We start from the raw sequence: 24741 nt of genomic DNA, 5'->3' as shown, positions 1-24741 counted from the left end.
GTTGTCGGTGCCGGATGGCAGCATCCCGGCCATGAACGCTGAGACCTTCGACTGGCACGACTTCCTGGGACGCTGGCAGGAGGAGTGGGTTCCACGCACGGCCAAGGCCGAGGACGGCGAGCCGCCCCTCGCCGGACCGGGCAGACCCGGAGCGGGCGAGGCCGCGATCGCCGCGGCCGAGAAACGGCTGGGGATGCGGCTGCCGCTCTCCTACCGGGAGTTCCTGGCCGAGAGCGACGGATGGCACGTGGACCAGACGGCCGCGATCTACCAGCTCGGTGGCGCCGCGGACATCGACTGGTTCGAGGATACGCACGCCATGACCCCGCTGTACGAGGAGAGTCTGGGCGACGACCCGAGCGAGGAAGAGGTCCTGCTCGCCGGTATGTGGCAACGGGCGCTGCGACTGGAGACGGAGTCCGACATATCGCACGCCCTGCTGGACCCGGGCGACAGGGGCCAGGACGGCGAGTGGGCGCTCTACGTCCACAAGGGCTGGAGCGGCGAATTTCCGGACCGTTACCCGTCGTTCCGCGCGTACATGGAGGCCATGTACCGCACCTTCCACTCGGACCGGGCGTCGGCCTCCGGCTTCGTGAACGCGACCACCCGCACCCAGGATGCCCGCGTCGAGGAGGCCCGTCTGCTGGCGCTGCGCGGACGGCACGAGGAGGCCCTGCCCCTGCTGGAGGAGGCACTGTCCTTCGGGCGCCCGCACAGCGCGGTCCTGCTGAACCAGCTCCGGCATCTGCTGGCTCCGCGCGATTACCGGGAGTACGGCCTCCTGATGGCCGACCCACGCTATGTGCCTGACGTCCTGCCCGTGCAGGCCATGCAACCGGCACGTGGCGAAGGACGGTTGGGCGGAGACGACCACTGGCTGGCCGTGATGGCTGCCCGCGGGGTCGCCCGGGAGACCGCAGAGTCCGTACTGGGCGCGATGCGGGACGGCACCCATCACTACGCACCTCCCGGTCCGTGGGGCCGGGCCGTCGCCGAGGCCCGGGAATCGGCACGCTGGGGTGCGACCGACGCCGCTTGGCGGGTACTCAGGGACGCGCTCCCCTTGTGGGAGGCTCCGGGCCCCTTGCTGATCGCCCCGGTCGGCCTGCTCGCCGATCCGTTCCTGGGGTCGCTGATCACCCCTGAGCGTGGGCGGGAAATCCTCGCGACGCCCCGGGCCGGAGAGAAGGGCCTCGCTCCCGAGCCGGTGCCCGATCTCGACCCACCGGGCCTCGCCTGGCTGACGGAGTCCGGTCCGTTCCGGCAGAGACTCGGCAGCTACCGTTGCGTCTGGGCCGAGGGGATCGATCCCGCCGGCTTCCCCGACCTGATCGGCGAGGAAGGCTCCGCGCTGAGCGCGCCGATGGACCAACGCTGGGCGCGCCGGCGGATGCCCAGGTCCGACGCTCGGGATCGGACGGAACCCTGGGAGGACCGGGCCCCGGTCGCCGTCGGCCGCACCGTCGAAGGCGAGTGGGCCTTCGCCTTCGACAGAGACCCCCAGTACCTGAACGAGCGGTTCCGGTCCCTCGCCCCGCCCGCCTCCGCGTCCGGCCGCGCGGTGGTGGTGTGGCACGACCCGAGCCGCTCGTACCCGGGTGGCCGCCCGGCCACGTTCCACCTGTCGGTGGCCGAACGGGGCACGGAACTCTACGCGTTCACCGTGCAGGGCACGGACATCCAGCGCTCCGGCGCGATACCCGAGCCCCTTGACCCCGCACGGCTGTTCCTCCCGGACGCCCCCGAACCGGACAACGAGCTACGCGCCCTGGAGGCCCTGCACACCGAACTCGGCCTGTCCCTACCCCGCTTCGCGCTGACGGAGGGCCATCTCCGCACCTTCACCACCCGGTCCTGGACCCGGGCGCCACGCCAGGGCGAGAGTTTCGCCTTCATCGGCCGGCCGCCGCATGGTTCAGCCACGGCGTGAGCACACCACTTCACCCACGCCCTCGCCGCGGGCCTGCCTCAGGATGCCCCGGGGTGCCGAGGGGCGTTCCGGACGTTCCAGGCGTGGTTGCGGCGGGCGGTCAGGGTGTCGGGGTGGTCGGACCCCAGCACCCGGGCACGGTCCGCGGCGACCTCCGCCAGCAGACGCGCCGCCTCCGCACGATTCCCCGCCTCCCCGAGGTAGTGGGCGTGGTTGTGACGGCTGGTCAGTGTGCGGGGGTGGTCGGGCCCCAGCACGCGCGCCCGGTCGGCGGCGACGTCCACCAGCAGTCGCGCGGCCTCCGCATAGCCTCCTGACTCGCCCAGGTGGAAGGCATGGCTGTGGCGGGTGGCCAGCGTGTCGGGATGGTCCGGGCCCAACACGCGCGCACGGTCCGCTCCGACTTCCGCCAGCAGACGCGCCGCGTCCGCGTGCTCTCCCGACTCCCCTACGTCCCGGGCCTGGTCGTGGCGGTCGGCCAGCGTGTCGGGATGGTCCGGGCCCAGCACCCGCGCACGGTCGGCAGCGACCTCCGCCAGCAGACGCGCCGCCTCCGCACGCCCTCCTGACTCCCGTAGGTGGTAGGCATGGTTGCTGCGGGCGGCCAGGGCGTCGGGATGGTCGGGCCCCAGCACCCGCGCGCGATCGGCGGCGACCTCCGCCAGCAGACGCGCCGCCTCCGCACGCTCTCCCGCCTCCCCGAGGTAGTGGGCGTGGTTGTGACGGCTGGTCAGTGTGCGGGGGTCCTCGGGCCCCAGCACCCGCGCACGGTCGGCGGCGACGTCCACCAGCAGACGCGCCGCCTCCGCATAGCCTCCTGACTCGCCCAGGTGGAAGGCATGGCTGTGGCGGGTGGCCAGCGTGTCGGGATGGTCCGGACCCAACACACGCGCACGGTCCGCTCCGACTTCCGCCAGCAGACGCGCCGCCTCCGCACGCCTGCCCGAATCCCCCAGGTCCCTGGCCTGGTCGTGGCGGGCGGACAGCGTTTCGGGGTGATCGGGCCCCAGCACACGCACATAGTCCGCGATCAGCTCGGCCAGCAGCCGGTCGGCCTCTCGCGGGCCGGAGGTGCGGTCGGCCTGTTCCACCCGCTGGTGCGGCCGGGTCAGGCCCTCTCGTTCTCGTCCCGGTGGGCTGGTGGCGAACGAGGTGGGGCGCTGAGGCGGCGGAGTGGACCGCAGGGTGGCGGGTGCGGCGTGTGCGTCGATGAGGGTGGTCATGGCATGGGGCCACGGCGGGGTGTCGGGGAAGTCGTCCGGCGGGCTCCAGTGGGACGTGATCCGCTCCAGGAGTTGCGCCGTGGTGGGCCGGTCGGCGGGGTTCTTGGCCAGGCATGCGGTGATCAGAGGGCGCACAGGTCCGCGCAGAGCCCCCAGCCGTGGCTCGCTGGTGACAACGCGGTGGAGGACCGCCAGGGGCGGGCCCTGTCCGAAGGGCTCGCTGCCGGTGGCGGCGAAGGCGAGCACGGCGCCGAGGGAGAAGACGTCGCTGGGCGGCCCTACCTGGCCGCCCTCGGCTTGTTCCGGGGACATGAAACCGGGTGTGCCGATGACGGCGCCGGTGCCTGTCAGGGCCGTGGCGTCCATCGCCCGGGCGATCCCGAAGTCGATCACCCGCGGGCCGTCGGCTGCCAGCAACACGTTCGACGGCTTGAGATCGCGGTGGAGCAGCCTCTCGGCGTGGATGGCCGCCAGCGCCTCGGCCAACCCGGCCGCCAGCGGCCACACCGAGCTGTCCGGCAACGGCCCGGCCTTCGCCACGGCCTCGGCCAAGGGCGGCCCCGGAACATAGACCGTCGCGATCCACGGCGCGTCGTCCTCCGAACCGGCGGCCACCACAGGCGCGGTGAACGCTCCACCGACGGCCCGCGCGGCGGCCACCTCCTGCCGGAAACGCCGCCGGAACTCCGCCTGCCGCGCCAGATGCGGATGCACGACTTTCACCGCCACCGCACGCCCGCCCGGCGAGCGGCCCAGGAAGACCTCCCCCATGCCTCCCGCGCCCAGCCGGGCATGCAACACGAAATCGCCCACCCGGGTCGGATCCCCCGCCACCAGCGGCTCCATGACACCCCCTCCTACTTACCGGAACCACGCTCGCCGACCGCTCCAGTCAACACCTAACGGCCAACACGATCGCCCCAGTTCACAAAGAGGAACGGAACCAGACGCGGGCGGAACCGTTGCCCGGCCCCGCCCGCGTTCCATGCGCGCCGTGTTACGTCAGCCGCACGCGGCCATCCGCACGAACGTCGCCCACTGGCCGGCTGCGACGCGCAGGACGGGGCCTTCGGCCTGCTTGGAGTCGCGTACGTACACGGAGACCTCCGCGGTCGCCACCTCCACGCAGTCCCCGCCGTTGCCCGCGCTGTAGCTGCTCTTGAACCACGTCAGGCCACCTGCACACGGAACGGATACCTCTGTGTTCATCGCTCTCCCAACCGTCTCTCGATGAAGGCCAGCGACTCCCTCGGAGTGAGGGCCTGGGCCCGGAGCACGCCGTAGGTCGACTCGTACGCGCCGACCTTCTTCGGCTCCGAGTGCAGTGCGCTGTCGTCCTGCACCTCTGCATAGGCAATCCTGCGACGATCGCCGATGTGGAGCAACGTGAATGCCCCGGCCAGCCCCGCGTGTTCGACGAGGTCGGTGGGCATGACCTGAATCTCGATGTTGCGCTCGTGCCCGTAGAGCAGCAGTTGCTCCAACTGGCCACGCAGGACGGCCTCTCCGCCGAGCGGGCGCCGAAGGACAGTCTCCTCGATGACGAAGCTCAGCAGCGGTGCCGGACGCCGGGCAAAGAGCTTCTGCCGCTCCATCCGTGCTGCGATCCGCCGCTCCACCGTGTCCGCGTCCAGCAGCGGACGCCACATCTCGAAGACCGCTCGCGCGTACTCCTCCGTCTGCAACAGCCCCTTGACCACGTGGCTGTCGTACGCGTGCAACTGGGTGGCCTCCGCCTCCAGTCGCGCGTACTCCCGGAAGAAGGACGGGTACCGCGCCCGCTCCACCTCCCCCTTCATGGCCACCAGCACCCCGTGCCCGCCCAGGACCCGGTCCACCGCGTCCACCATCTCCGGCTTGGGGATACGGCGCCCCTGCTCGACCGAGGCGATGTGCGCCTCGCCGTATCCGACGCTCGCGCCGAGCTCCGCCTGGGTGAGTCCCGCGGCCTCGCGCAGGAGCTTCACCTGTTGGCCGAAGCAGCGCAGGAACCCGCTCCCCGGGTCCGCCGAGCCTTCGGCGGCACGGGCCACGGCAACGTCCATGCTTCCTCACTCCCTGGGTCGGCGCGCAGTGACAGCACGCTATGACCGGGCGCAGCCCCGGGAGGCGGTTTCGGCCCGGATGTCCGCCCCACGGGTGACGGCGCGCCCGTACAGCCCCGCCAGAATCCGGCAGAGCCCCGACAGACCGCGCCCGTACGGCCGTCGGTGCTGGTGAGAGCGGTGCTCGGGGCGGGATCTTCGACCCATGACGACCTCCGGCCGTACCGCGCCGCACCCCACGGACGCCTTCGAGCTCCGCTTCTCCTCCACGCCACGCGCCGCCCGCCTCGCCCGGCGGCTGGCCTCCCACCGCGCCCACGAATGGGGCCACCGCTACGGCTCCGAGGTGAACGACACGGTGAGCCTGGTCGTCGGGGAGCTGGCGGCCAACGCGGTCACGCACGGCCTGGTACCCGGCCGGGACGCGCTGCTCCGGCTGAGCCGGGCGCGAGGGGGACGACTGCGGGTGGAGGTCGGCGACACCCGGGGCGAGCGGTTGCCGGCCGCCTCCACCGGCCTGCCCGTCGACGAGGAGACGGGGCGAGGACTGATCCTGGTCGCCGCCCTCGCCGAGGAGTGGGGCGTCACCGCACGGGAGGGCGCCCCGGGCAAGACCGTGTGGGCCGTACTGGAAACGGCACGTGCGTGACTCTCGTGACCGTGGGATGAGCAACTCGGCGGTCACCGCCCTGCAGAAGAACCTCAACGCCTGCTACGGATACAAGCCGGCGACGGACGGGGTCGCACAAGGCGCGGCCGTACGAGCCGACCAGGACCTCGGGGGTGCCTGCACCGGGAGGGCTGGACCTCGGGGGTGCCTGCCCCTGAAGCCTGGCGCACGTACAGGGCTGTTGCAGAGTGTGGTTCCGGACTCCCCAAGGACGTTCTGCACGCGATGAGCCGTCCCGAAGTGGCAACCGTACGAAGTCCTGGGAAATTTGCCCTGACAACAAGTACACCGGGGCACCACAGTCACATCATATGGCCGTAACCTCTGGGTACTACAGCGGATCGAGGCGAGGGGACGGCGTGCGGGCGAACGCGGTAAGAAGCGGCGCATCAAAGGACGAGGGCGCCGCGCAGCGAGCGCGCTTGCCCGTCTCTCAGACGCGGGCCGCGGGCGCCGTCGCGGCCCGGCGGGGAGACGTGGTGGCCCCGGGGGACATGCTGGCGCTACAGAGACGCGCCGGGAACGCCGCGCTGTCCTCCGCCCTTGGGAAATCGGCTGATGTACGGCCGGCCCCCACCGGCACCCCGGTGCAGCGGGTAGGTGTCGAGGAGCAGGCGACGACGTCCGCGAACCCGTCGCGCGGTGCGCAGGCCAAGGGCACCGCGTCAGCCGGCGTCCGGACCGGCAGCGAAACGCTCGCGCTGGGTTCCGACCTGGCCAACCCGACCGCCACCTCGACCATCGGCGGACGGTACGACGATCCCTCCGTCAGCACCACGGATTCCTACAACGTGGGCGTCGCGGGCCCCGCGGCCACCGCTCTGGTGGCGGGCGCCGGATTGATCGGGAACGTCCGGGACGGCCGCGCCGCACGTCAGGGACTCAGTCAGGCGCCGCAAGGCAGCGGACAGCACCACGCCCACACACGCGACCTGCGCGCCGCCAACGCCGACGGGGCACAGAACGCCGGGACCGTGTTGAGCGGTATGGCCAACGCCGCGGGTGGCGCGATGAATCTCGCCGGCCAGGCACCAGCCACCTACAACGCGGTGCTCTCCAGTGGCGGCGGCGTCGGTCTGCCGGTTGCCGCGGTTCAGACCGGGCGCTACATCCGCAAGGCGGTCAAGGCCCGGAAGCGGGTGAAGGAGCTCGAAGCTCTCATGCGCCGGCAGGACCAGGAGCCGAAGCTGGCGCTGCAGGCGGCCGAAGAGGAGGTGCAGGCGCGCCTCGCATCGGTACATGCGCTGGACCGCGCCTTCGAGGCCGCGCACGCCGAGTACGGGGACCGGGTCGAGGACCAGGCGCGGCCGGCGGACCAGCGGCAGTACCCGGACACCACGATCGATCGGCTGGGCGACCTCAGGCTCACGTACGAGGATCTTGAGAGGCAGCTCCAGGAAGCCGTCAGCGCGCACACGGTCGCCGTGCAGGAGGCCGCCCGGCGCGAACAGGCCCAAGAGGCGATCAAGAACGCCCTCAACGAAGTCGCGGCGGCCTCCCGGAGCGAGAGCGACGGCGACGAGCAGATCACCCTGCGGCAGATCCAGCAGTACGCGGCCCGGAAGAACAGCCGGGGCGTCAACAAGAAGATGGTGACCGCCCTCTCGGGGGCCCTGGGCGTGTCCGCCGGAGTCGCCTCCCTCATCTCCACCATCGCCATCGCGGCCGGTGCCACCGCCGGTGCAGCGATACTCGTGACCACACCGGTGGGCTGGGGACTGGCCGCCGCGGCCGCGGCGGTCGCACTCTCCCTCGCCTCCTACAAGGCGTGGCAGACGCTCGCCAAACGCTGGGAGCAGACCGGGGCCGAAGCGCCCGGGGACTCGGCCTTCCGGCACCTGGGCAAGACTCTGGCTTTCTGGCGCAGGACCGGTCGCAGCGAGCGTGCGCAGTACGCGGCGGCGCTGTACCGGTTCGCACAGAGCACGGACCCGGTCCAGGGGGAGCTGGCCCGCGACACGGTGGCGTCCCTGGGGCTCGACTGGGGCCGCATCGGTGATGACGAGAAGAGCGCCATCAAGCTCATCGCCGCCAAGCTGGCCTCCTGACCGGGACGGGACCTGGGGGCTGACGCGGGCGGAGGCGTGGGCGACGGCCGAGGTCTCGTCGGCCGGGCGGTCCGTCCCGGAGTGGTCCAGGGCCTGCCCGGCATACGGGAGCCGAGCGGCCCGACGAAGCCGCCCCCGACGTCGACATCGACCGGATCGCCGCGAGCGTCCGGCGACTCGTCCCGGGTGAACTGGCGTCCTACGGGCCGCCCACGCGCATCCGTTCGGTGCCCGTGACGCGCAGGACGTCGAGGGCCGAGGCCTCGCGCGTGCCGGCCGCCGCCGAGTAGACGATCAACGACTGGTCGGTGTCCGGCAGCAGCAGGGTGTCGCAGTCCAGGACGAGTGATCCGAGGTCGGGGTGATCGACCGTCTTGTGCATCGACCGCCGCACCACCGAGCCCCCCTCCTCCCACATGCCCCGGAACCGCTCGCTGCCGGTGAGCAGTTCATCGACCAGCGCGCGCAGGTCCGGGTCGTCCGGGTAACGGGAGAGCGCGGTGCGCAGCGACCCGACGGCGTGCTGCGCCGTCGCCTCGTCCTCCTCGGGACCTGGCGCCACGCGGGTGCCGACGGTGCCGAGGAACCGCTGCCAGATGATGTTGCGCCGCCGCTCGGGCCAGCGGCTCAGGTCGCCGAGGAGCGCGTCGGCCATCGGGTTGTGCGCCAGCACATCGCTCTTGGCCGACAGCACGAGGGCCGGCAGGTCGTTCAGCCGCTGGAGCAGCCGCAGCACGCTCGGCCTGACCGACATCTCGACCCGGCCCGCGAGCGGCGGGGCGCTGCCCGCGAGGCGGAAGACCTGATCGCGCTCGTCGGTCTCCAGCCGAAGCGCCCTGGTCAGTGCCGTCAGCACCTGGGCGGACGGTCTCGGCCCCCGGCCCTGCTCCAGGCGGACGACGTAGTCGACGCTCAGCCCGGCCAACTGGGCCACCTCCTCGCGCCGCAGGCCGGCCACCCGCCGTCGCGGGCCTGCCGGCAGACCGACCTCGTCGGGCGCGATGCGTGCCCGCGCGGCCTTGAGGACGTGGGCGAGTTCGAGACGGTCCATGGGGCGATTGTCCACCCGCCCCGAAGGGGGATCCAGGGACGGCCGCTCCCAGTCTCAGGCCTCTCTGGACAGCTTCCCGACGACGGCCGATGGTCGGGGCATGAGCGAATCACACAGCCACTCCACCACCACCGTCCTGATCACCGGAGGCAACAAGGGGCTCGGCAAGGAGACGGCCCGCCGTCTGGGCGCACTCGGCTGGCGGGTCTTCCTCGGGGCACGTGACGAGGCCAGGGGCCGCCGGACGAGCGAGGAGCTCGCCGCCGAAGGCGCCGACGTCACCTTCGTCCCGCTGGACGTCACCTCCGACGCATCGGTCGCCGGCGCCGTACGCACCGTGGGCGCGAGCACCGGCCGGCTGGACGTCCTGATCAACAACGCCGGGATCACCGGCCCGCTCGTCGGCCCCGAGGACACCACACCGCTACACCTCGTCCCGGTCCTGGACGTCAATGTCCTCGGCCCGGTCCGCGTGACACACGCGTTCCTGCCACTGCTGCGCGCAGGACACGACCCACGGGTGGTGATGGTCTCCAGCGGCTCCGGGTCGCTGACCATCATGACGGACCCCGAGCGGAAGGAGTCGTCCTTCCCCCACCTGATGTACCCGCCGTCCAAGGCCGCCCTCAACATGATCACCACCCAGTACGCCAAGGCCATCCCCGGGATCCGCTTCAACCTGGCCGACCCCGGCTTCACCGCCACCGACCTCAACCGCCACCAGGGCACCCAGACCGTCACCGAAGGCACCGACGCCATCGTCGAGCTGGCGACCACCTCACCCGGACCGACCTGCCAGTACCGCGACCGCGAGGGCTCCGTCCCCTGGTGAGAGCGGGCCCGGGCGCACCCCCGCTACTCCCGTACCGCGTGCCCGAGTGCCCGCAGGGCGCGGTCGCGGGCCGGGAGGTCGGGAAGCACACCGGCCGCGGACTCCAGCAGCAGGGTGGCGACGGTCAGTTCCAGGCGGGGGAAGGGGAACGGGACGCCCCCTCCGCCGCCGGGGCGCTGCGGATCGGCGGCGGTCGCCGCCGTCGCCGCCGGGGCCGTGGCCGCCGTCGCCGCCATCGCCGCGGCCAGGCGGGCGCGAGCCCAGCCGACGAGGGCCGGGGTCAGGTCTTCCGCGTCCGTCCGCCCCGCCGCGCGCATCGCGGCCGGCAGCGCCCCGGCCAGGCGGGTGAGGATCTGCTCGCGGTGGTCACGCAGCAGCACGGCGCTCGGGGCGGGCGGGCGTACCCGGCGGGCCGGGCCTCCCGGCGCTGCGGCGGTGCTCGCCCACGGCGGTGACACACGGCCGAGCCCCTCCTGGAGCGCGGTGGCGAACGTACGGCCCACCAGCTCGGCGGCGCCGTCGAGGGCCGTGGGCGGGGCGGTTCGAGGGGCGTCGCACGGTGCCGTTGACCGTGTCGCCCTCGGTGCGACGGTCCTTTTCATTCTGTCTCCTCGGTCGCTTTCGGCGGTGGGACGCGGCCCGTCCGACGTCCCCTTACCGGCCGAAGTCCGTCGTACGGTCACACTGTTCGACCGTTCTCGAACGGACCGTACGCTCGGCGTTCCCCCACCGGTCCACGCCGCGGTAATCCGCGGATCCGGGGTGCGCACGGCGGCTCTCCCTCGGATGGCCGATTCCGTACGGTCGCGCACCGCGCCCGGACCGCCACGGAGCGTCTGTGACTAGGCTGGCCTTCATGCGATTCGGGGTGCTGGGCCCGCTTGAGGTACGGACCGCGACGGGGCGACCGGTCCGGGTCCCCGAAGTCAAGGTCCGTATGCTGCTCGCGAGTCTGCTCGCCCACCACGGCCGTACCGTTCCCACCGCCCATCTCATCGAGGCGCTGTGGGGCGGCGCACCGCCCGCCAACCCCATGGCATCGCTCCAGGCCAAGGTCTCCCAGCTGCGACGCGCCCTGGAGGACGCCGAGGAGGGCTCCCGCGACCTGGTGGTGCACCGGCCGCCGGGCTACGCGCTGCGGGCCGAGAAGGAAGCACTCGACGTACAGCGCTTCCGCGCCCTCGCGGCCCACTCCCGCACGCTGGCCGAGCCCCGGGCGCGGGCGGGGGCTCTCTCGGAGGCGCTGGCACTGTGGCGGGGGCCCGCGTTCACCGACTTCACCGACTTCGCGGGCGAACCCTTCATCCGCACCGCGGTCGCCCAGCTGGAGGAGGAGCGGCTGACGACGGTCGAGGAGCACTTCGAGGCGCGGCTCGAACTGGGCGAACACAGCCTGCTGGTGGGCGAACTGACCGCGCTGACGACGGCGCATCCGCTGCGTGAGCGGCTGCGGATGGCGCACATGCGGGCGCTCTACCAGGCCGGCCGCTCGTCGGAGGCGCTGGAGAGCTACATGGACCTGCGCCGCCATCTCGGCGAGGAACTCGGCCTCGTGCCGGGACACGCCATCGACGCGCTGCAACAGGCCATCCTGCGGCAGGACCCCCCGCTGCGCGAGCCGAGCCCGCCGATGGCCGCCGACCAGGCCGCGCGGCGCTCGCGCGGCAATCTGCCGGACGCACCCAACGCGCTGCTGGGGCGGGACGACGCGCTGGAGCAGGGGGCGCTTCTGGTGGCGGCGAACCGGCTGGTGACGATCACCGGCCCCGGGGGCGTCGGCAAGACCCGGCTGGCGCTGGCGACGGCCGGCGGGCTGTCCGGTGAGTTCCCGGACGGTGTCTGGCTGGTGGAGTGCGAAGGCCTGGGCGCACCCGAACAGGGCGCCGGACGCTGGCACCTCGCCCCGCACGTGCTGGCGACGCTCGGCATCCAGGAGGCGGCCGGCCACAGTGACGCGCCGAGCGCGGACGGGTCACGGGCGCTGCGTCAGCTCGTGGACTACGCGGCGGACCGCCGGATGCTCCTCGTGCTCGACAACTGCGAGCATGTGCTGGACGGCATCGCCGAGTTGGTACGACGGCTCCTGGAGCAGGCGCCCGGCGTGAAGGTGCTGGCCACCAGCAGGGAGCCACTGCGGCTGCCCGGCGAGACGGTGCTGCCGCTGCCGCCGTTGCGGCTGCCCGGGTCGGCGGAGCCCGCCGAGCTGGAGAGGTCCAGTGCCGTGGACCTGTTCGTCGAGCGGGCCAGGTCCGCCGACCCTTCCTTCGTGCTGGACGCCGACGCGGCCCCCGCCGTCGTCGCCATGTGCCGCCGCCTGGACGGCATCCCGCTGGCGCTGGAGCTGGCCGCGACCCGGGTGCGGGCGCTCGGCGTGCACGAGCTGCTCGACCGTCTCGACGACCGTTTCCGGGTCCTGAACTCCGGCTACCGCGGTGCGCCACGCCGCCAGCAGACCCTGCACGCCACGATCGAGTGGAGTTGGAGCCTTCTCACTCCGCAGGAGCAGACCGTGCTGCGCCGGCTGTCCGTGCACTCCGGCGGGTGCACGCTGGCCGCGGCAGAGGAGGTGTGCGGCGGGGGCGAGGTGGCCGCCGACGAGGTCATGGACATCCTCTCGCGGCTGGTGGACCGGTCGCTGGTCACACGCTCCGACAGCCAGGCGGCCCCCCGCTACCGGCTGCTGGAGTCGGTGTGCGCGTACGTCAAGTCCCGACTGCGGGAGTCGGGGGAGGCCCCGGGCGTGGCCCTGCGGCACGCCCGTCACTACACCGCGCTGGCCGAGCGGGCACAGCCGCATCTGCACGGCCCCGAGCAGCACCACTGGCTGCGGCGGCTGTCCGCGGAGTCCGCCAACTTCCGCCGGGCCGTGGAGGAGACGGCGGACGGCGAGGCCGATGGCCTGACGCTGCGGCTGGTCAACGCGCTGGTCTGGTTCTGGCTCCTGACGGGCCGGCTCGCCGAGGCGCGGCGAGCGCTGTCCTGCGCCCTGGCCGTCGCGCCCGAGCGGTCGCTGTCCGCGCCCGCCGTCGAGGCGGCCACCTGGTGCGAGGGCATCGGGCTGCTGCTGGGCGAGATCGAACCGGAGAAGCAGTGCCTGGCGCCGCGGCGGGACCAGGCCAGGGGGGAGCTGCCGTCGGCGGGCATCGCCCGCGCCACCTGGTTCGTGGGGCACGCGCTGTGGGAGGTGGGCGCGCTGGGCTCGGCCGAGCGCTGGGTCAACGCGGCGCTGGCCGACTTCCGTGCGTTGCGCGACGCCTGGGGGGTGGCCGCCGCCCTCAGCAGCCGGGCCGCGCTGGCGATGACCACGGGGGACCTGGACGCCCTGCACGACGACGCGCTGGAGGCCCGGGCGCAGTTCACCGAACAGGGGGACGCCTGGGGCCAGCTGAAGGCGGCCCAGGAGCTGGCCGTGCACGCGGAGATCACCGCGGCGTACGACAAGGCGGCGCAGTTGCACCGCGAGGGTCTGCGGATGGCCGAGTCGCTGGAGCTGTGGTCGGAGGTCTCGCGCCAGCTGTCGGGGCTTGGCCGGATCGCGCTGCTGTCCGGGCGGTACGACGAGGCGGAGGAGTTCCACCGGCGGTCGCTGCGGATGGCGGCCGAGCAGGGCAACAGGCCCGCGGAGCAGATGGCCGAGCTCGGGCTCGCCCTCGGTGCCAGGCGCCGGGGCGACCTGGAGGCCGCGGAGGACCATCTGCTGCCGTGGCTCGACTGGAACCGCAGCCGTGGGGCGAGCAACGGCCTCGCTCTCATCCTCGCCGAGCTGGGTTTCTGTGCGGAGTTGCGCGGCGACGCCGGTACCTGCCTCGGTCTGCACCGGGACGGGCTGGTGTCCGCGCTGGCGTCCGAGGACCCGCGCGCGGTGGCCCTCTCCCTCGAAGGGCTCGCCGGAGGCCACCGCCTGGCGGGCCGGCCTGCCAGGGCGGCACGGCTGCTCGGCGTCGCCGAGGCGACCCGTAACCGCTCGGGGGCACCTCTGCCGCCCGCCGAGCGCGCGGATGTGGACCGCATCTCCGCCCAGCTCCGTGCGACGTCGGGGACGGACGCGTACGCCGTCGAGTTCGCCGCAGGCTGGCTCGTGGACCACCGCAAGGCCGCGGAGGAGGAGCTGCGGGCGTCCGGCGAGGGCGCTGCGGGGGAAGGCGGGTCCGGCGTGGGCGGGGCCGCGGACGACCGGGAGGCGCGGGAGTCTCCCGCTGCCGGACCCTCGGCAGTCCGTCCGGTGCCGTCACCCGGCCAGGGCCGGCAGCGCCGGGGGCCCCGCCCGCCCCTCGCGCTCCGCCCGACCCCGCTCGCCACCGTCAGCGACGACGAGACCGGTCCCGGGCAGGAGATCCCGGCCTGACCGCCCCCTGACGGCCGACGCCCCGCCCGGCCGGAGCCGTGCGGGGCGGGATGGAGCGCGTACGCCGTGGGCGCGGTCAGCGGTGGGACTCCTCCGTCCACAGGCGGCTGCTCAGATCCGAACCGCGCAGGACCTGAACGCGCCAGGGGTCGATCCGGATCAGTCCGTACTTCGGGTCGGACGGCCCCTGGCTCCAGAAGTTGCCGGGGTTGTAGCCGACGCCCTGTGGGCTGCCCTTGGAGTAGAGGTCCCAGGCGTAGGTCTTGGTCTCCAGGTCCTCGACCCAGCGGGAGACGCTGTCGGCGAAGACCGCGTTCTGCCGGGGATTCCAGTACGAATACGTGGTGTGCGGATTGTTCGCCAGGTGAGCCACCTTGACCGGGGTCTTGTAGGCGGCGAGCCAGCCGACCGGCTTGCCGTCCACCGTTTCCCAGATGGGCAGCAGAACGCGCGCCCGTGGCCTTCCCTTCTTGTCGACCGTGATCATCGTGCAGTACACGATGTCCTGGACGTATTTCACGAAGGCGCTCTCGATCTCGGAGAACGAATTAACCTTCACAGCACCCATGTGCGGCACCTCGAAAAGTCGTCGAAAAGCAGAATACGGGCGAATGCCCCCAGTCGAACTCAGCGTGCCGCATACTCCGCCTCAGGTGAAGAAGGCACTTTGAAGTCACCGACTCACTGCGGGAGAACCCGGCTCGCGGTCTTTCAGACGGCCCATGTCCCGCGTGCAACCGCGTCCCGGACGAAATCCGTGAAGCCCCGGGGCGGACGGCCCAGCACACGCTCCACGGTGTCGGTCGGCGTGGAGTTGAGGTTGCGGCGGATCTGCCCGGCGAGGTCGGCCACGAAGCCCGCGTAGTCGGCGGGCACGTCGTAGGAGAGCAGCTCGGTGACGTAGTCGTCGTGGGTGACGGGGACATAGGTGACCGCGCGGCCGGCGGCGGCGGAGATCTCGTCGGCCGCCTCGGCCAGCGTGAGGGCGCGGGCCCCGCTGAGGTCGTAGACCTGCCCGTCGTGACCGTCGTCGAGAAGGGCCGCGGTGGCCACATCGGCGACGTCGCCCGCGTCGACGAACGGCTCCTGGCCGTCGCCGGTGGGCAGCCGGATCTCGCCCGCGCGTACGGAGTCGAGCAGCACGCCCTCGTCGAAGTTCTGGAAGAACCAGTTGGGCCGCAGCACGGTCCACTCGGCGCCGGACTCGCGCACCCCGTGCTCACCGGCCCCGAGGTCCTTGCCGCCGACCAGGCCCGTGGTCCTGGCCTGGAGCAGGACGAGCCTGCGTACACCGCACTCGACCGCGCGCTTGGCCAGGGCGCCGATCTCGGCCTCGGCGTCCCATGCTCCGGGCTGGTCCTGCCTGTCGACGAGATAGGCGGCGCGTACGCCGGTGAGGGCGGGCTCCCAGGTGCTCTCGTCGTTCCAGTCGAACCGGACCCGCGCGGACCGGCCGGCCGCGCGGACCGACGCGCCTCGCGCGCGCAGGCTCTCGGTGACCCGGCGTCCTGTCTTCCCGGTGCTGCCCGTGACCAGGATGTCTGTCTGCGTCATGGCTTCGTCTCCCGTGCTGGATGGGACGTGCTGGACTCCGGCCGTGCCGGGGCGCGGGGCCGCCGGACGGGCGGTCCGGCGGCCCCGCGGCGGCTGCCGCTCAGAGGAACGGCGTGTCGGGCGCCAGGCCCAGGAGGGAACGGCCGTGCACTTCCTGGTTGGTGTGGAAGGCGAACAGCGCGTGCAGGGAGAGGCCCCGTATGTCCCGGTGGAAGCGCTGGAACGGGACGTCCCGCATGATCACTGACGCGCCTGCGGCCTCGAAGAGTCCGTCGACGGCCTCCTTGGCCAGCTGGATCGCGAACGCGGCCTTGCCGCGCGCCTCGGCCCGCTCCGCGACGGACGGCTGGGTGCCGGCGTCGGCGTGCCGCTGCAGCTCCCGGAGCCAGGCCTCCTGCAGCGCCTCGGCCGCGGCGATCCGGTTGGCGGCGGTGGCGACCTGGATCTGGGTCAGCGGGGACAGGCTCTGGTCGGTCCACGACGTGTAGGTGATGCCGCGGCCCGGCAGCCGGTCGAGGAACAGCTCGTACGCGCCCCGCGCGATGCCCAGGTAGGCGGCGGCGCCCTGCGCCATGAAGAACGGGATGAAGGCGTAGTTACGGCCGGTGGCACCGGTGTTGGAGCGGTCGCCCGTGGTGCCCGCCAGCACGTCGAGCAGGCCGACCACCCGGTGGGCGGGGACCTTGACGTCGACGGCGCTGACCGTGGAGCTACCGGTGCCCGCCGCGGCGGAGGTGTGCCAGTCGTCGGCGATCGTCAGCTCCGAGAACGGCACCAGGGCGGCGTGCGGCACCGGGGTGCCGTCGGGCGCGGGCAGCAGCGCCGCGAGCAGCCCCCAGCCGGCGCCGCGGGCACCGGAGATCCACTTCCAGCTGCCGCTGAGGGAGTAGCCGCCGTCCTCAGCGGTGAGCGTGCCCGTCGGCGTGAAGCCGGTCGACACCCGTGCCGAGCCGTCGGCGTAGACCTCCTTCTGGGCCTCGTCCGGGAACAGGCTCGGGACCCAGGAGCTGGAGACGTAGATCATCGCGACCCAGCCGGTGGCGGTGTCGGCGCGGGAGATCTCACCGATGATGCGCACCTGGTCGGCGACGGGGGCCTCGATGCCGCCGAAGCGGGCCGGCACATTGAGGCGGAACACACCGGCCTTTTCGAGGAGATCGATGTTCTCCTCGGGAATCCAGCGACGTTCCTCGGATGTTGCCCCGGATTCCCGGAAGTGCTCTGCCAGGCCGGCCACTTCGTCGAACACCGCAGCGGTCGCGCGCGCATTCGTGGTCATTCTGCCTCCTCGGTCCCTGTCCGGATTCACGCAGTTCACGTGAACGGAATTCAGTCTGCCGATGAGGTCTCTTGTACCGGTAACCGCTGGATCTCAGGGAAAAGGGCGGGGTGTTCGGGCGGTCAGCCGCCGGTAAGCACGGGAAACGGAAGCAGGAGAAAGGGAGTTCGCCCCAGGCACGGGGGATGGCCTGGGGCGAACGAGAGGGGGCCCGGCAATCGGGCCGGGGGCAGCGGGTCAGTGCGCGGTGTCCGCCGACTCCAGGAGGGGGCCGCCCTCCTCGGCGGCCGGCTCGGCCGCTGCGGCGCCGCCCTTGCCGCGCAGCCCGAACACGCTGATCAGGACGGCGACGACAGCGGCGAACAGCGGGACGAGCAGGGCCGCGCGGTAGCCGTCGAGCAGCGCCTGGGAGCCGGTGCCGTCCGTCGCGGCGGTGATCGCGGTGGTGGCGGAGGACAGACCGAGCGCGGCGCCGAACTGGAAGGAGGTGTACAGCAGACCGCCGGCGACGCCCTGCTCCTCCTCCGCGACGCCCTCGGTGGCGACGATGGTCAGCGGCCCGTAGGCGAGCGAGAAGGCGAGGCCCAGGATGATCAGGCTCGGGAACATCATCATGTACGTCCAGTCGAGCCCGACGGGCAGCATCAGGGCGTACGAGAGCACGGCGAGCAGCAGACCGCCGAAGATGACCCGGCCGTTGCCGAACTTCTCCACCAGCTTCGGGGTGAGCGTCGGCGACAGGATCGCGTCGATGCCGATCACGATCATGGCGAAGCTGGTCTCCAGGATGGACCAGCCGCGCAGCTCCTGCAGATACAGAACGATGATGAACTGGAAGCCGAAGAAGCCGGCCGCGAAGAGCAGCCCCGCGAGGTTGGCCCTGACCAGGCTGCCTGAGCGGAAGATGCCGAGCCTGACCAGCGGCGAGGACGACCTGCGCTCGATCAGCACGAACACCAGGAACAGCACCAGGCTCGCGGCGACGGTCAGCACGATCTGGCTCGCCGGCTCGTGGCTTGCGCGCTCGACGGAGAAGACCAGCAGCAGGATGCCCGCCGTCACGCTGATCGCGCCGCCCACGTCCATGCTCTGTCCCGCGCGGTCGGGCTTCGCCGACTTGGGGATGAGGGCGGCGCCGGTGATCAGGATGACGAAAGAGAGGATCACCGGGGCGAAGAACACCCAGCGCCAGTCGACCGAGGCCAGCAGGCCACCGAGAACCAGGCCGATGGAGAAGCCGCCCGCCGCGGTGCCGGAGTAGACCAGCAGGGCCTTGTTGCGCTTCGGGCCCTCCTCGAAGCTCGTGGTGATGATCGACAGGCCGGCCGGGGTCATGAAGGCCGCCGCGACGCCGGTGACGAACCGGGCGACGAGCAGCATCCAGCCCTCGGTGGCGAACCCGCCGAGCCCGGAGAAGAGCAGGAACACGGTGAGCCAGAACAGGAACATCTGCCGGCGCCCGAAGAGGTCGGCGGCACGGCCACCGAGCAGCATGAAGCCGCCGTATCCGAGGACGTAGGCGCTCATCACCCACTGGAGCGTGCCGGTGGACAGGTCAAGGTCGGCCCGGATCGACGGCAGCGCCACGTTGAGCATGGCGACGTCGACGCCCTCGAGGAAGATCGCACCACACAGCACGAACAGCACGCCCCAAGCGCGTCCGCTCATGCGATCAGTGCCGCTGTCCGGAGAGGATTGCAGTGCGGACACGGAAATGACTCCTTGCTGGAGAGAAAAGGCGAACAGGACCTGGGCAACCGCTCGGGAAACCAATCAGAACGCGGGTGAGCCCGGGGGGCGGTTCCCACTTGTAACCACCGACATCATCGGGCAGTCTGAATAGCTATGGAAGAAGGCACTTTGAAGTCACCGAGTCACTGCACAGGTACCGACGACGATTACGAGGTGATGCAGTGGGACACCCGGCAGGGCTGCGAGGTACGCCAGATTCTGGACCGTGTGGCGGACAAGTGGTCGCTGCTGGTGATAGCGCTTCTGGACCGTCGCACCCTGCGCTTCAGCGAGCTGCGCCGGCGGATCGAGGGCATCAGCCAGCGCATGCTGACCGTCACTCTGCGGCAGCTGGAGCGGGACGGCCTGGTCAAACGCACTGTTCACCCCGTGGTTCCGCCGCGCGTGGACTATGAGCTGACGCCGCTGGGGGCGACCCTGCACAACACCATCCGCTCCCTGGTGACCTGGACCGAGGCGCACCAGAGCGAGATCGCGGATGCCCGCACCGAGTACGACCAGCGGGCGTCGGAACGGGCCGAGGCATCCTGAGCGCTTTATGCCGCACCCCGGCGCGACCGGGATTTATTCCTGCGCGATTACTCGGCAATTACTCGCCGATTACCGGTGTGAATGGGCGCTGAATGCCGGGTTGAATGACCGGCCGGTGACCGCACGGTGGCCCGGCGATGATCCCGGCGGCCTACCTTCCGGGCGGGATGCCCGAGTTCCCTCGGGCACAGCCAGTTCGGAGGAATGTGTGTCTGAACGTCAGGAATCAACCGCTCTGCTGGATTCCCTACGCGCCGCAGCTCCCGCGATCCGGGAACACGGAGCCGAGACGGAGGAACGGGGGCGGATCTCGGGGGAGACGCTCGGGCTGCTGGACCGCGCGGGAGCGTTCCGTATGGCGGTGCCCGAGCGGTTCGGAGGCCTGGACCTGCCCCTGGCCCGGCAGGCGGAGGCGGTGGAGGAGATCGCCCGCGCCTGTCCGGCCACCGGCTGGAACATGACGGTGTGGCTCACCGGCGTGGTGATGGCCGGGCTGTTCCCTGACCGGGCGCAGAAGGAGGTGTTCGGCGGGGGCGCCGCACGGGTGTCGCTCGGCTTCGCACCCACCGGGCGCCTGACCCCTGTGGACGGCGGCTACCGGCTGACCGGCCGCTGGAGCTACAACTCAGGGTGCCATGCGGCCGACTGGGACCTGCTCGCCTCGGTGCTCGAGCGGCCCGACGGCGGCACGGAGGAGCAGGAGGAGGAGTTCTTCGCGCTCGTACCGCTGAAGGAGCTGTCCGTCGTGGACGACTGGGACGTCTCGGCGGGGCGCGGCACCGGCAGCGCCACCGTCGTGGCCGAGCAGGTCTTCGTCCCCGCCCATCGGCTCATCCCGTACGAGGGCGCCCTGACCGGCGAGACCGGGGAGCGGTGGAACGCACGGGTGCCGGGGAGGGGTTACGGCGCCGTCGCGTTCATCATGACGCTGTACTCGGCGATGGCGACGGGCATCGCGCGCGGTGCGTACGAGCTGTTCCTGGAGCGGGTCCCGGGGCGCGGCATCACCTACACCTCCTGGGAGGACCAGCGGCAGCACCCGCTGACGCAGCAGCAGGTGGCCGCCGCCGCCAACCGGATCGATGCGGGCTCCGCGCTGACCGGCCGGGTGGTCGCGCTGCTCCAGGAGCGCGCGGACGCCGGCGTGGCACCCACCGACGAGGAGAAGGCGCAGGCCCGCGGCCGGTCGGCGTTCGCGGCCGACCTGGCCAAGGAGGCGGTGGAGTTGCTGTACTCGATGAGCGGCGCCTCCGTGATCAAGCGGAGCGTGCCCTTCCAGCGCTATCACCGTGATCTTCTCGGCTTCTCGTTGCACGCACTGGCCCAGGTGCACACCAACCTCGAGGTGCAGGGCCGGGTCCTGCTCGGACTGGACCCCGGCAGCGACATCCTCTGACCGCCGGTGCCCGTGGGCCGCCGCCTCGTGAAAGGCGACGGCCCACGGCGGGGTGCGCACCCCGCCGCTCAGCCCGTGGGCGGGAAGTGGCCCTGCTCGACGAAGAACTCGACGTACCGGCCGAAGAGCTCTTCGGTGAGAGGCGGGCAGACGATGCCCGTCCCGGCCAGCGCCGCCTCCGTCCCGCCGGTGTCCAGCGCCGGGTAGAAGGCGTCGGTGTCGGAGGTCATCATCTCGAAGGCGTGCAGCAGGGGCAGCAGCGCGTTGTCCCGGTCTGCCCGCACGGCCGCGCGCCACTGCTCGGGTTCCGCCTCGTCGAGCCGGTAGCCGAGCCGGCGCAGATACCGTACGCAGTCGGAGAGCCGGAGCGAGCTGCGGTTGAACAGGTGGTAGGTGCCACCTGCGCCCTCGGGCCGGGTGGAGACGCCCAGGATCGCGGCGCTCACGTAGTCGACCGGCAGCAGGTGGAACCTGCCCTCGGCACCCGAAGGCACGAGCCCCGCCTGGAGCAGGCCCTTCAAGCTGAGCCAGACGAAGTCCCTGGTCTGGCAGGCCCCGTTGTCCCGGTCGCCCGAGATCACGTCGACGCGGTGCACGGAGACCGGCAGACCCCGCTCACGGGCCAGACCGATGACCTGTTCGGCGACCCACTTGCTGCGCAGATAGCCGCTCGGCAGCGCCTCGTACGGTCCGGTCGGATCGGTGACCCGCAACGGGGCTCCCGGGGTGACCGGCCCTTCGAACACACCGACGGTGGAGACATGGTGGACGGGGACCGTACGGTGCCGGGCGGCTAGCCGCAGCACTTCGCGGGTGCCGTACACATTGGCGTCGCGCAGCGCCTCGTACGGCTTGAGCCAGTGGACCGACGCGCCCGCGTGGTAGATCACGTCGACCGTGCGCGCGAGGCCGTCGAAGCGTTCCTCGGTCAGTCCGAGCCGCTCATCGGCGAGGTCACCGACCATGACGCCCAGCCGGTCCTCGTCGACGCTGTCCCAGACCCGGTACCACTGGAGGCCCGCCCGCAGCCGTTCGTACGCCTCCTGTTCCCCGGCACCGCGCACCAGGCAGTGGATGCGGGCCGTGGTCGTGCGCATGAGGTCGCGCAGCAGGAACGCGCCGAGGAAGCCGCTGGCGCCGGTGAGCAGGATCTCCTGCGGGTCGTCGACGGTGCGGACCACCTCGGCGGCCGGGCGGATGTCGTCGGGCAGGTGGATGTCCGCCGTGTGGTCGAAGACGTCGGCTGCGGCCTCGGTGTCCGGCACCAGCCGCGTCAGCAGATACGCGGCCAGGTCCCCCGGGGCCGGGTGGTCGAAGACGACCGTGGCGGGCAGCGTCAGTCCGGTGAGCTCCGTGACCCGGTTGCGCAGTTCGACGGAGGTGAGCGAGTCGAAGCCGAGCTCCGGGAAGAAACGGTCCGGCTCGATACCCGCGGCGTCCCCGCGGCCCAGCACCTGGGCGGTCACATCGAGCAGCGCGGCCAGGAGGGCGGCCAGACGCTCCTGCTCGTCGTCCAGTGCGGCCAGCCGGTCGGGCAGCGCGGGGCCCAGGTCGTCGGCGGAGCCGTGGGCCCTGGCCCGACGCGGGGCGCGGACCAGCGAGCCGAGGACGGCCGGGACCTGCGGCTGCTGACCGAGCGCGGCCGGGTCCAGCGGGGTGGCCACCGCGTCGGGACGGCCGATCCGCAGGGCGAGATCGAACAGAGTGACGCCCTGCTCGGTCCCGACGGGGCGGAAGCCGCTGCGGGCGATGCGGCGCAGGTCGGTCTCGGAGAGGTCGCCGGTCAGTTCGGATGCCCGCGCCCACAGGCCCCAGGAGATCGACGTGGCCGCGAGGCCGTGTGCCGCGCGGTGCAGGGCCAGCGCGTCGAGGAAACCGTTGGCGGCGGCGTACGTGGACTGGCCGGGCCCGCCAATGACCGCGGCGACCGAGGAGAACAGTACGAAGGCGGTCAGCCCGAGGTCACGGGTCAGGTCGTGCAGGTGCCAGGCCGCATCGGCCTTGGGCCGCATGACAGCGGCGAGCCGCTCGGGGGTCTGGGCGGCGATCACCCCGTCGTCCAGCACGCCCGCGGTGTGGACGACTCCACGCAACGGCCGCTCGGGCGGGACGGTGTCCAGCACCCGGGAGAGGGCGTCCCGGTCGGACACGTCGCAGGCGGCGAGGGTCACCGAGGCGCCGAGCGCGGCCAGTTCGTCCCGCAGGGCGCTCGCCCCCGGGGCGTCGACGCCGCGCCGGCTGGTCAGCAGCAGATGGCGTACTCCGTGCTCGGTGACCAGATGCCGGGCGAAGAGGCCACCGAGTGAACCGGTGCCGCCGGTGATCAGGACGGTGCCTGCGGGATCCCAGACCGGGGCGCCGTCCGCCGCGGGCCGGTCGGCCCTGGTCAGGCGGGGGACGAGTACGGCATGACCGCCCGCCCCTTCCGCGTCCCGTACGGCGGCCTGTGGTTCACCCGAGGCGACCAGGGCGGACAGCACGGCGTCCAGGCCGGGTGCGTCCGGGTCCGGGACATCGGCCAGGACGATCCTGCCGGGTGCCTCGGACTGGGCCGAGCGCAGCAGCCCCCAGGCGGCGGCAGCGGCGGGGTCCCTGACGTCCTCGCCGTCGGATGCCGCGACGGCCCCGCTGGTGAGCACGACCAACGGTGTCGCGTACGGGGTGTCGTCGGCCAGCCACTGCTGGACCAGTTCCAGAGCGCGGCCCACGGTGCGGTGCACGGCGTCCGGAAGGGGGGTGCCCAGCGGTGCGGCGAGGCGGACGCGCACCGCGTCGACGGCCGTGCCGCTGCCGACGGCGGCGGAGAGGGCCCGCACGTCGGGCGGGCCGCCGTCCTCGCCGGTCTCCGCCCAGTGCAGCGTCGCGGGCGGCAGCCGGCGGGGCGTCCAGGTGACGCGGAACAGTGCGTCGTGGTCCCGGGTCCGTGCGGCTGCGACAGCGGCCGGTGCGAGGGCCTCCGGGATGACGGCGGCCACGTCGGCGACGGGTGCGCCGGACGGGTCAGCAAGGTGGAGGGCGTAGCCGGCCGCGCCGTCGGGGCGCGGGCTGAGGCGGACGCGCAGGGCCCGTGCGCCGGTCGCGTACAGACGCACTCCCCGCCAGCGCACCGCCGCGGCCCGCCCACCGTCGAGCACCGGTCGCAGGGCGGCTCCCACGAGCAGCGGGTGGATCCCGAACGCGTCCGCCTGGTCTGCCAGTTCGTCCGGCAGCCGTACCTCGGCGAAGAGCTCGCCGTCCCGCTGCCAGACACCGTCCGTGCCCTGGTCGCCCGCTGCGAGGGCGGTGGCTCCGGCGGGCGGCCACGGCCCGGTGCCGAGGGCCGCAGGGGGCGCGGTCAGCGGGTCCTGGCCGAGGGTGCCGTGGGCATGGCGGATCCAGGAGGCGCCGGAGTCGTCGGACCGGGTGTGCACGGTGAGGGAGCGCCGGCCGTCCGGGTCCGCCGCGCCGACCCGGACCTGGAGGCGCAGCGCGCCGGTGACGGGCAGGACGAGGGGCTCGTCGATGTGGAGTTCCTCGACGACGGCGCAGCCGGTCCCGTCCCCCGCACGGATGGCCAGTTCGGTGAGCACGGCGGCGGGCACGAGGGGCTCCCCGGTCGCCGTGCGCGCGGCGAGCCAGGGGTGGGCGCGCTCCGAGAGGCGTCCGGTGAAGAGCGTCTCGTCGCTGTCGCCGAGCGCCAGTGCCGTACCGAGCAACGGGTGCCCGGCCGGGTCGAGGCCGAGCCCTGCGGCGTCGGATGCCGGGGCCGAGGCCTCCACCCAGTAGCGCTGATGCTGGAAGGCGTACGTCGGCAGCGGTACGCGCCTGGCGCCCGACGGTGCGTAGAACGCCTCCCAGTCCACATCCACACCGGCCAGGTGCAGGTCGGCGATGCCCTGGACCAGGGCGTCCGGCTCGGCCCGGCCGCGCCGCTGGAGGGCGAGGGCCCGGGTGCCGGCACGGTCGTCGAGGATGCTCCGGTTCAGGGCGGTCAGGACACTGTCGGGTCCGATTTCGAGGAAGGTGCGGACGCCGTGCTCATACATCGTGGTCACCGCGTCGCCGTACCGAACGGCCTCACGCACCTGACGGACCCAGTAATC

General features: G+C 72.4%; 17 protein-coding genes. 7 read left to right on the top strand and 10 right to left on the bottom strand.

Annotated elements, in window-relative coordinates:
* Positions 1-31: 31 nt before the first annotated feature.
* Complete coding sequence (locus AB0C75_RS33090; protein WP_362895785.1) at positions 32-1933, top strand: SMI1/KNR4 family protein; 1902 nt, start codon at positions 32-34, stop codon at positions 1931-1933.
* Positions 1934-1971: 38 nt separating this feature from the next.
* Here the strand turns inward: AB0C75_RS33090 and AB0C75_RS33085 are convergent, their stop codons facing one another.
* From AB0C75_RS33085 to AB0C75_RS33075, 3 genes are all read right to left on the bottom strand, one after another.
* The gene (locus tag AB0C75_RS33085) at positions 1972-4002 is read right to left on the bottom strand and encodes a tetratricopeptide repeat protein (protein WP_362895783.1); all 2031 of its coding nucleotides are present in this window, start codon (positions 4000-4002) and stop codon (positions 1972-1974) included.
* A 156-nt stretch (positions 4003-4158) separates the two neighbouring features.
* Positions 4159-4365: a DUF397 domain-containing protein gene (locus AB0C75_RS33080; RefSeq protein ID WP_362895781.1), complete on the bottom strand. Its 207-nt coding sequence runs from the start codon at positions 4363-4365 to the stop codon at positions 4159-4161.
* On the bottom strand, positions 4362-5201 hold the full coding sequence (locus tag AB0C75_RS33075; RefSeq protein WP_362895779.1) for a helix-turn-helix transcriptional regulator: 840 nt from the start codon (positions 5199-5201) through the stop codon (positions 4362-4364). Before AB0C75_RS33075 ends, AB0C75_RS33080 begins: the two co-directional genes overlap by 4 nt.
* 205 nt (positions 5202-5406) lie before the next feature.
* On the opposite strand from AB0C75_RS33075, the gene AB0C75_RS33070 reads away from it, so the two are divergent.
* Together AB0C75_RS33070 and AB0C75_RS33065 are read left to right on the top strand one after the other, a co-directional pair.
* Positions 5407-5850, top strand: coding sequence for an ATP-binding protein (locus tag AB0C75_RS33070; protein WP_362895777.1), 444 nt, complete (start codon positions 5407-5409; stop codon positions 5848-5850).
* Positions 5851-6458: 608 nt separating this feature from the next.
* Complete coding sequence (locus tag AB0C75_RS33065; RefSeq protein ID WP_362895775.1) at positions 6459-7919, top strand: hypothetical protein; 1461 nt, start codon at positions 6459-6461, stop codon at positions 7917-7919.
* A gap of 199 nt (positions 7920-8118) precedes the next feature.
* On the opposite strand, the gene AB0C75_RS33060 is transcribed toward AB0C75_RS33065, so the two are convergent.
* A complete protein-coding gene (locus AB0C75_RS33060) occupies positions 8119-8970 on the bottom strand; it encodes a helix-turn-helix transcriptional regulator (protein ID WP_362895773.1) in 852 nt (283 codons plus the stop codon).
* A gap of 100 nt (positions 8971-9070) precedes the next feature.
* Between AB0C75_RS33060 and AB0C75_RS33055 the strand changes: the two genes are divergently transcribed.
* Complete coding sequence (locus AB0C75_RS33055) at positions 9071-9802, top strand: SDR family NAD(P)-dependent oxidoreductase (RefSeq protein WP_362895772.1); 732 nt, start codon at positions 9071-9073, stop codon at positions 9800-9802.
* A gap of 23 nt (positions 9803-9825) precedes the next feature.
* On the opposite strand, the gene AB0C75_RS33050 is transcribed toward AB0C75_RS33055, so the two are convergent.
* Positions 9826-10404 carry a hypothetical protein gene (locus AB0C75_RS33050; protein WP_362895770.1) on the bottom strand — a complete coding sequence of 193 codons (579 nt, stop codon included), beginning with the start codon at positions 10402-10404 and terminating at the stop codon, positions 9826-9828.
* Positions 10405-10658: 254 nt separating this feature from the next.
* Between AB0C75_RS33050 and AB0C75_RS33045 the strand changes: the two genes are divergently transcribed.
* Positions 10659-14147: a BTAD domain-containing putative transcriptional regulator gene (locus AB0C75_RS33045; RefSeq protein ID WP_362895769.1), complete on the top strand. Its 3489-nt coding sequence runs from the start codon at positions 10659-10661 to the stop codon at positions 14145-14147.
* 76 nt (positions 14148-14223) lie between these two features.
* On the opposite strand, the gene AB0C75_RS33040 is transcribed toward AB0C75_RS33045, so the two are convergent.
* The 4 genes from AB0C75_RS33040 to AB0C75_RS33025 all read right to left on the bottom strand — a co-directional run bounded on the left by AB0C75_RS33040 (position 14224) and on the right by AB0C75_RS33025 (position 18648).
* The gene (locus AB0C75_RS33040) at positions 14224-14715 is read right to left on the bottom strand and encodes a pyridoxamine 5'-phosphate oxidase family protein (RefSeq protein ID WP_362895767.1); all 492 of its coding nucleotides are present in this window, start codon (positions 14713-14715) and stop codon (positions 14224-14226) included.
* Between the two features lie 143 nt (positions 14716-14858).
* On the bottom strand, positions 14859-15701 hold the full coding sequence (locus AB0C75_RS33035) for an NAD(P)H-binding protein (protein WP_362895765.1): 843 nt from the start codon (positions 15699-15701) through the stop codon (positions 14859-14861).
* Between the two features lie 100 nt (positions 15702-15801).
* On the bottom strand, positions 15802-16980 hold the full coding sequence (locus AB0C75_RS33030; RefSeq protein WP_362895763.1) for an acyl-CoA dehydrogenase family protein: 1179 nt from the start codon (positions 16978-16980) through the stop codon (positions 15802-15804).
* A 237-nt stretch (positions 16981-17217) separates the two neighbouring features.
* On the bottom strand, positions 17218-18648 hold the full coding sequence (locus tag AB0C75_RS33025) for an MFS transporter (RefSeq protein WP_362895761.1): 1431 nt from the start codon (positions 18646-18648) through the stop codon (positions 17218-17220).
* A 177-nt stretch (positions 18649-18825) separates the two neighbouring features.
* On the opposite strand from AB0C75_RS33025, the gene AB0C75_RS33020 reads away from it, so the two are divergent.
* Positions 18826-19263 carry a helix-turn-helix domain-containing protein gene (locus tag AB0C75_RS33020; protein ID WP_362895759.1) on the top strand — a complete coding sequence of 146 codons (438 nt, stop codon included), beginning with the start codon at positions 18826-18828 and terminating at the stop codon, positions 19261-19263.
* A 208-nt stretch (positions 19264-19471) separates the two neighbouring features.
* Positions 19472-20659 (top strand): acyl-CoA dehydrogenase family protein, encoded by a 1188-nt coding sequence (locus tag AB0C75_RS33015; RefSeq protein WP_362895757.1) that lies wholly within the window; start codon positions 19472-19474, stop codon positions 20657-20659.
* A 68-nt stretch (positions 20660-20727) separates the two neighbouring features.
* Here AB0C75_RS33015 and AB0C75_RS33010 read toward each other — a convergent pair whose 3' ends face one another.
* Positions 20728-24684 (bottom strand): thioester reductase domain-containing protein, encoded by a 3957-nt coding sequence (locus AB0C75_RS33010; RefSeq protein ID WP_362895847.1) that lies wholly within the window; start codon positions 24682-24684, stop codon positions 20728-20730.
* Positions 24685-24741: the final 57 nt, after the last annotated feature.

The sequence above is a fragment of the Streptomyces sp. NPDC048565 genome (assembly GCF_040650935.1).
In the GTDB taxonomy this organism is placed as follows: Bacteria; Actinomycetota; Actinomycetes; order Streptomycetales; family Streptomycetaceae; genus Streptomyces.
Note: the sequence above shows the minus strand (reverse complement) of the source record. Positions and strands in the feature narration are given on the sequence as shown.

Bases quoted from the DNA above. Each gene is read 5' to 3' on its own strand.
- AB0C75_RS33090 (WP_362895785.1), top strand. From the start codon at position 32: ATGAACGCTGAGACCTTCGACTGGCACGACTTCCTGGGACGCTGGCAG.
- AB0C75_RS33085 (WP_362895783.1), bottom strand. From the start codon at position 4,002: ATGGAGCCGCTGGTGGCGGGGGATCCGACCCGGGTGGGCGATTTCGTG.
- AB0C75_RS33080 (WP_362895781.1), bottom strand. From the start codon at position 4,365: ATGAACACAGAGGTATCCGTTCCGTGTGCAGGTGGCCTGACGTGGTTC.
- AB0C75_RS33075 (WP_362895779.1), bottom strand. From the start codon at position 5,201: ATGGACGTTGCCGTGGCCCGTGCCGCCGAAGGCTCGGCGGACCCGGGG.
- AB0C75_RS33070 (WP_362895777.1), top strand. From the start codon at position 5,407: ATGACGACCTCCGGCCGTACCGCGCCGCACCCCACGGACGCCTTCGAG.
- AB0C75_RS33060 (WP_362895773.1), bottom strand. From the start codon at position 8,970: ATGGACCGTCTCGAACTCGCCCACGTCCTCAAGGCCGCGCGGGCACGC.
- AB0C75_RS33055 (WP_362895772.1), top strand. From the start codon at position 9,071: ATGAGCGAATCACACAGCCACTCCACCACCACCGTCCTGATCACCGGA.
- AB0C75_RS33050 (WP_362895770.1), bottom strand. From the start codon at position 10,404: ATGAAAAGGACCGTCGCACCGAGGGCGACACGGTCAACGGCACCGTGC.
- AB0C75_RS33045 (WP_362895769.1), top strand. From the start codon at position 10,659: ATGCGATTCGGGGTGCTGGGCCCGCTTGAGGTACGGACCGCGACGGGG.
- AB0C75_RS33040 (WP_362895767.1), bottom strand. From the start codon at position 14,715: ATGGGTGCTGTGAAGGTTAATTCGTTCTCCGAGATCGAGAGCGCCTTC.
- AB0C75_RS33035 (WP_362895765.1), bottom strand. From the start codon at position 15,701: ATGACGCAGACAGACATCCTGGTCACGGGCAGCACCGGGAAGACAGGA.
- AB0C75_RS33030 (WP_362895763.1), bottom strand. From the start codon at position 16,980: ATGACCACGAATGCGCGCGCGACCGCTGCGGTGTTCGACGAAGTGGCC.
- AB0C75_RS33025 (WP_362895761.1), bottom strand. From the start codon at position 18,648: ATGAGCGGACGCGCTTGGGGCGTGCTGTTCGTGCTGTGTGGTGCGATC.
- AB0C75_RS33020 (WP_362895759.1), top strand. From the start codon at position 18,826: ATGGAAGAAGGCACTTTGAAGTCACCGAGTCACTGCACAGGTACCGAC.
- AB0C75_RS33010 (WP_362895847.1), bottom strand. From the start codon at position 24,684: ATGTATGAGCACGGCGTCCGCACCTTCCTCGAAATCGGACCCGACAGT.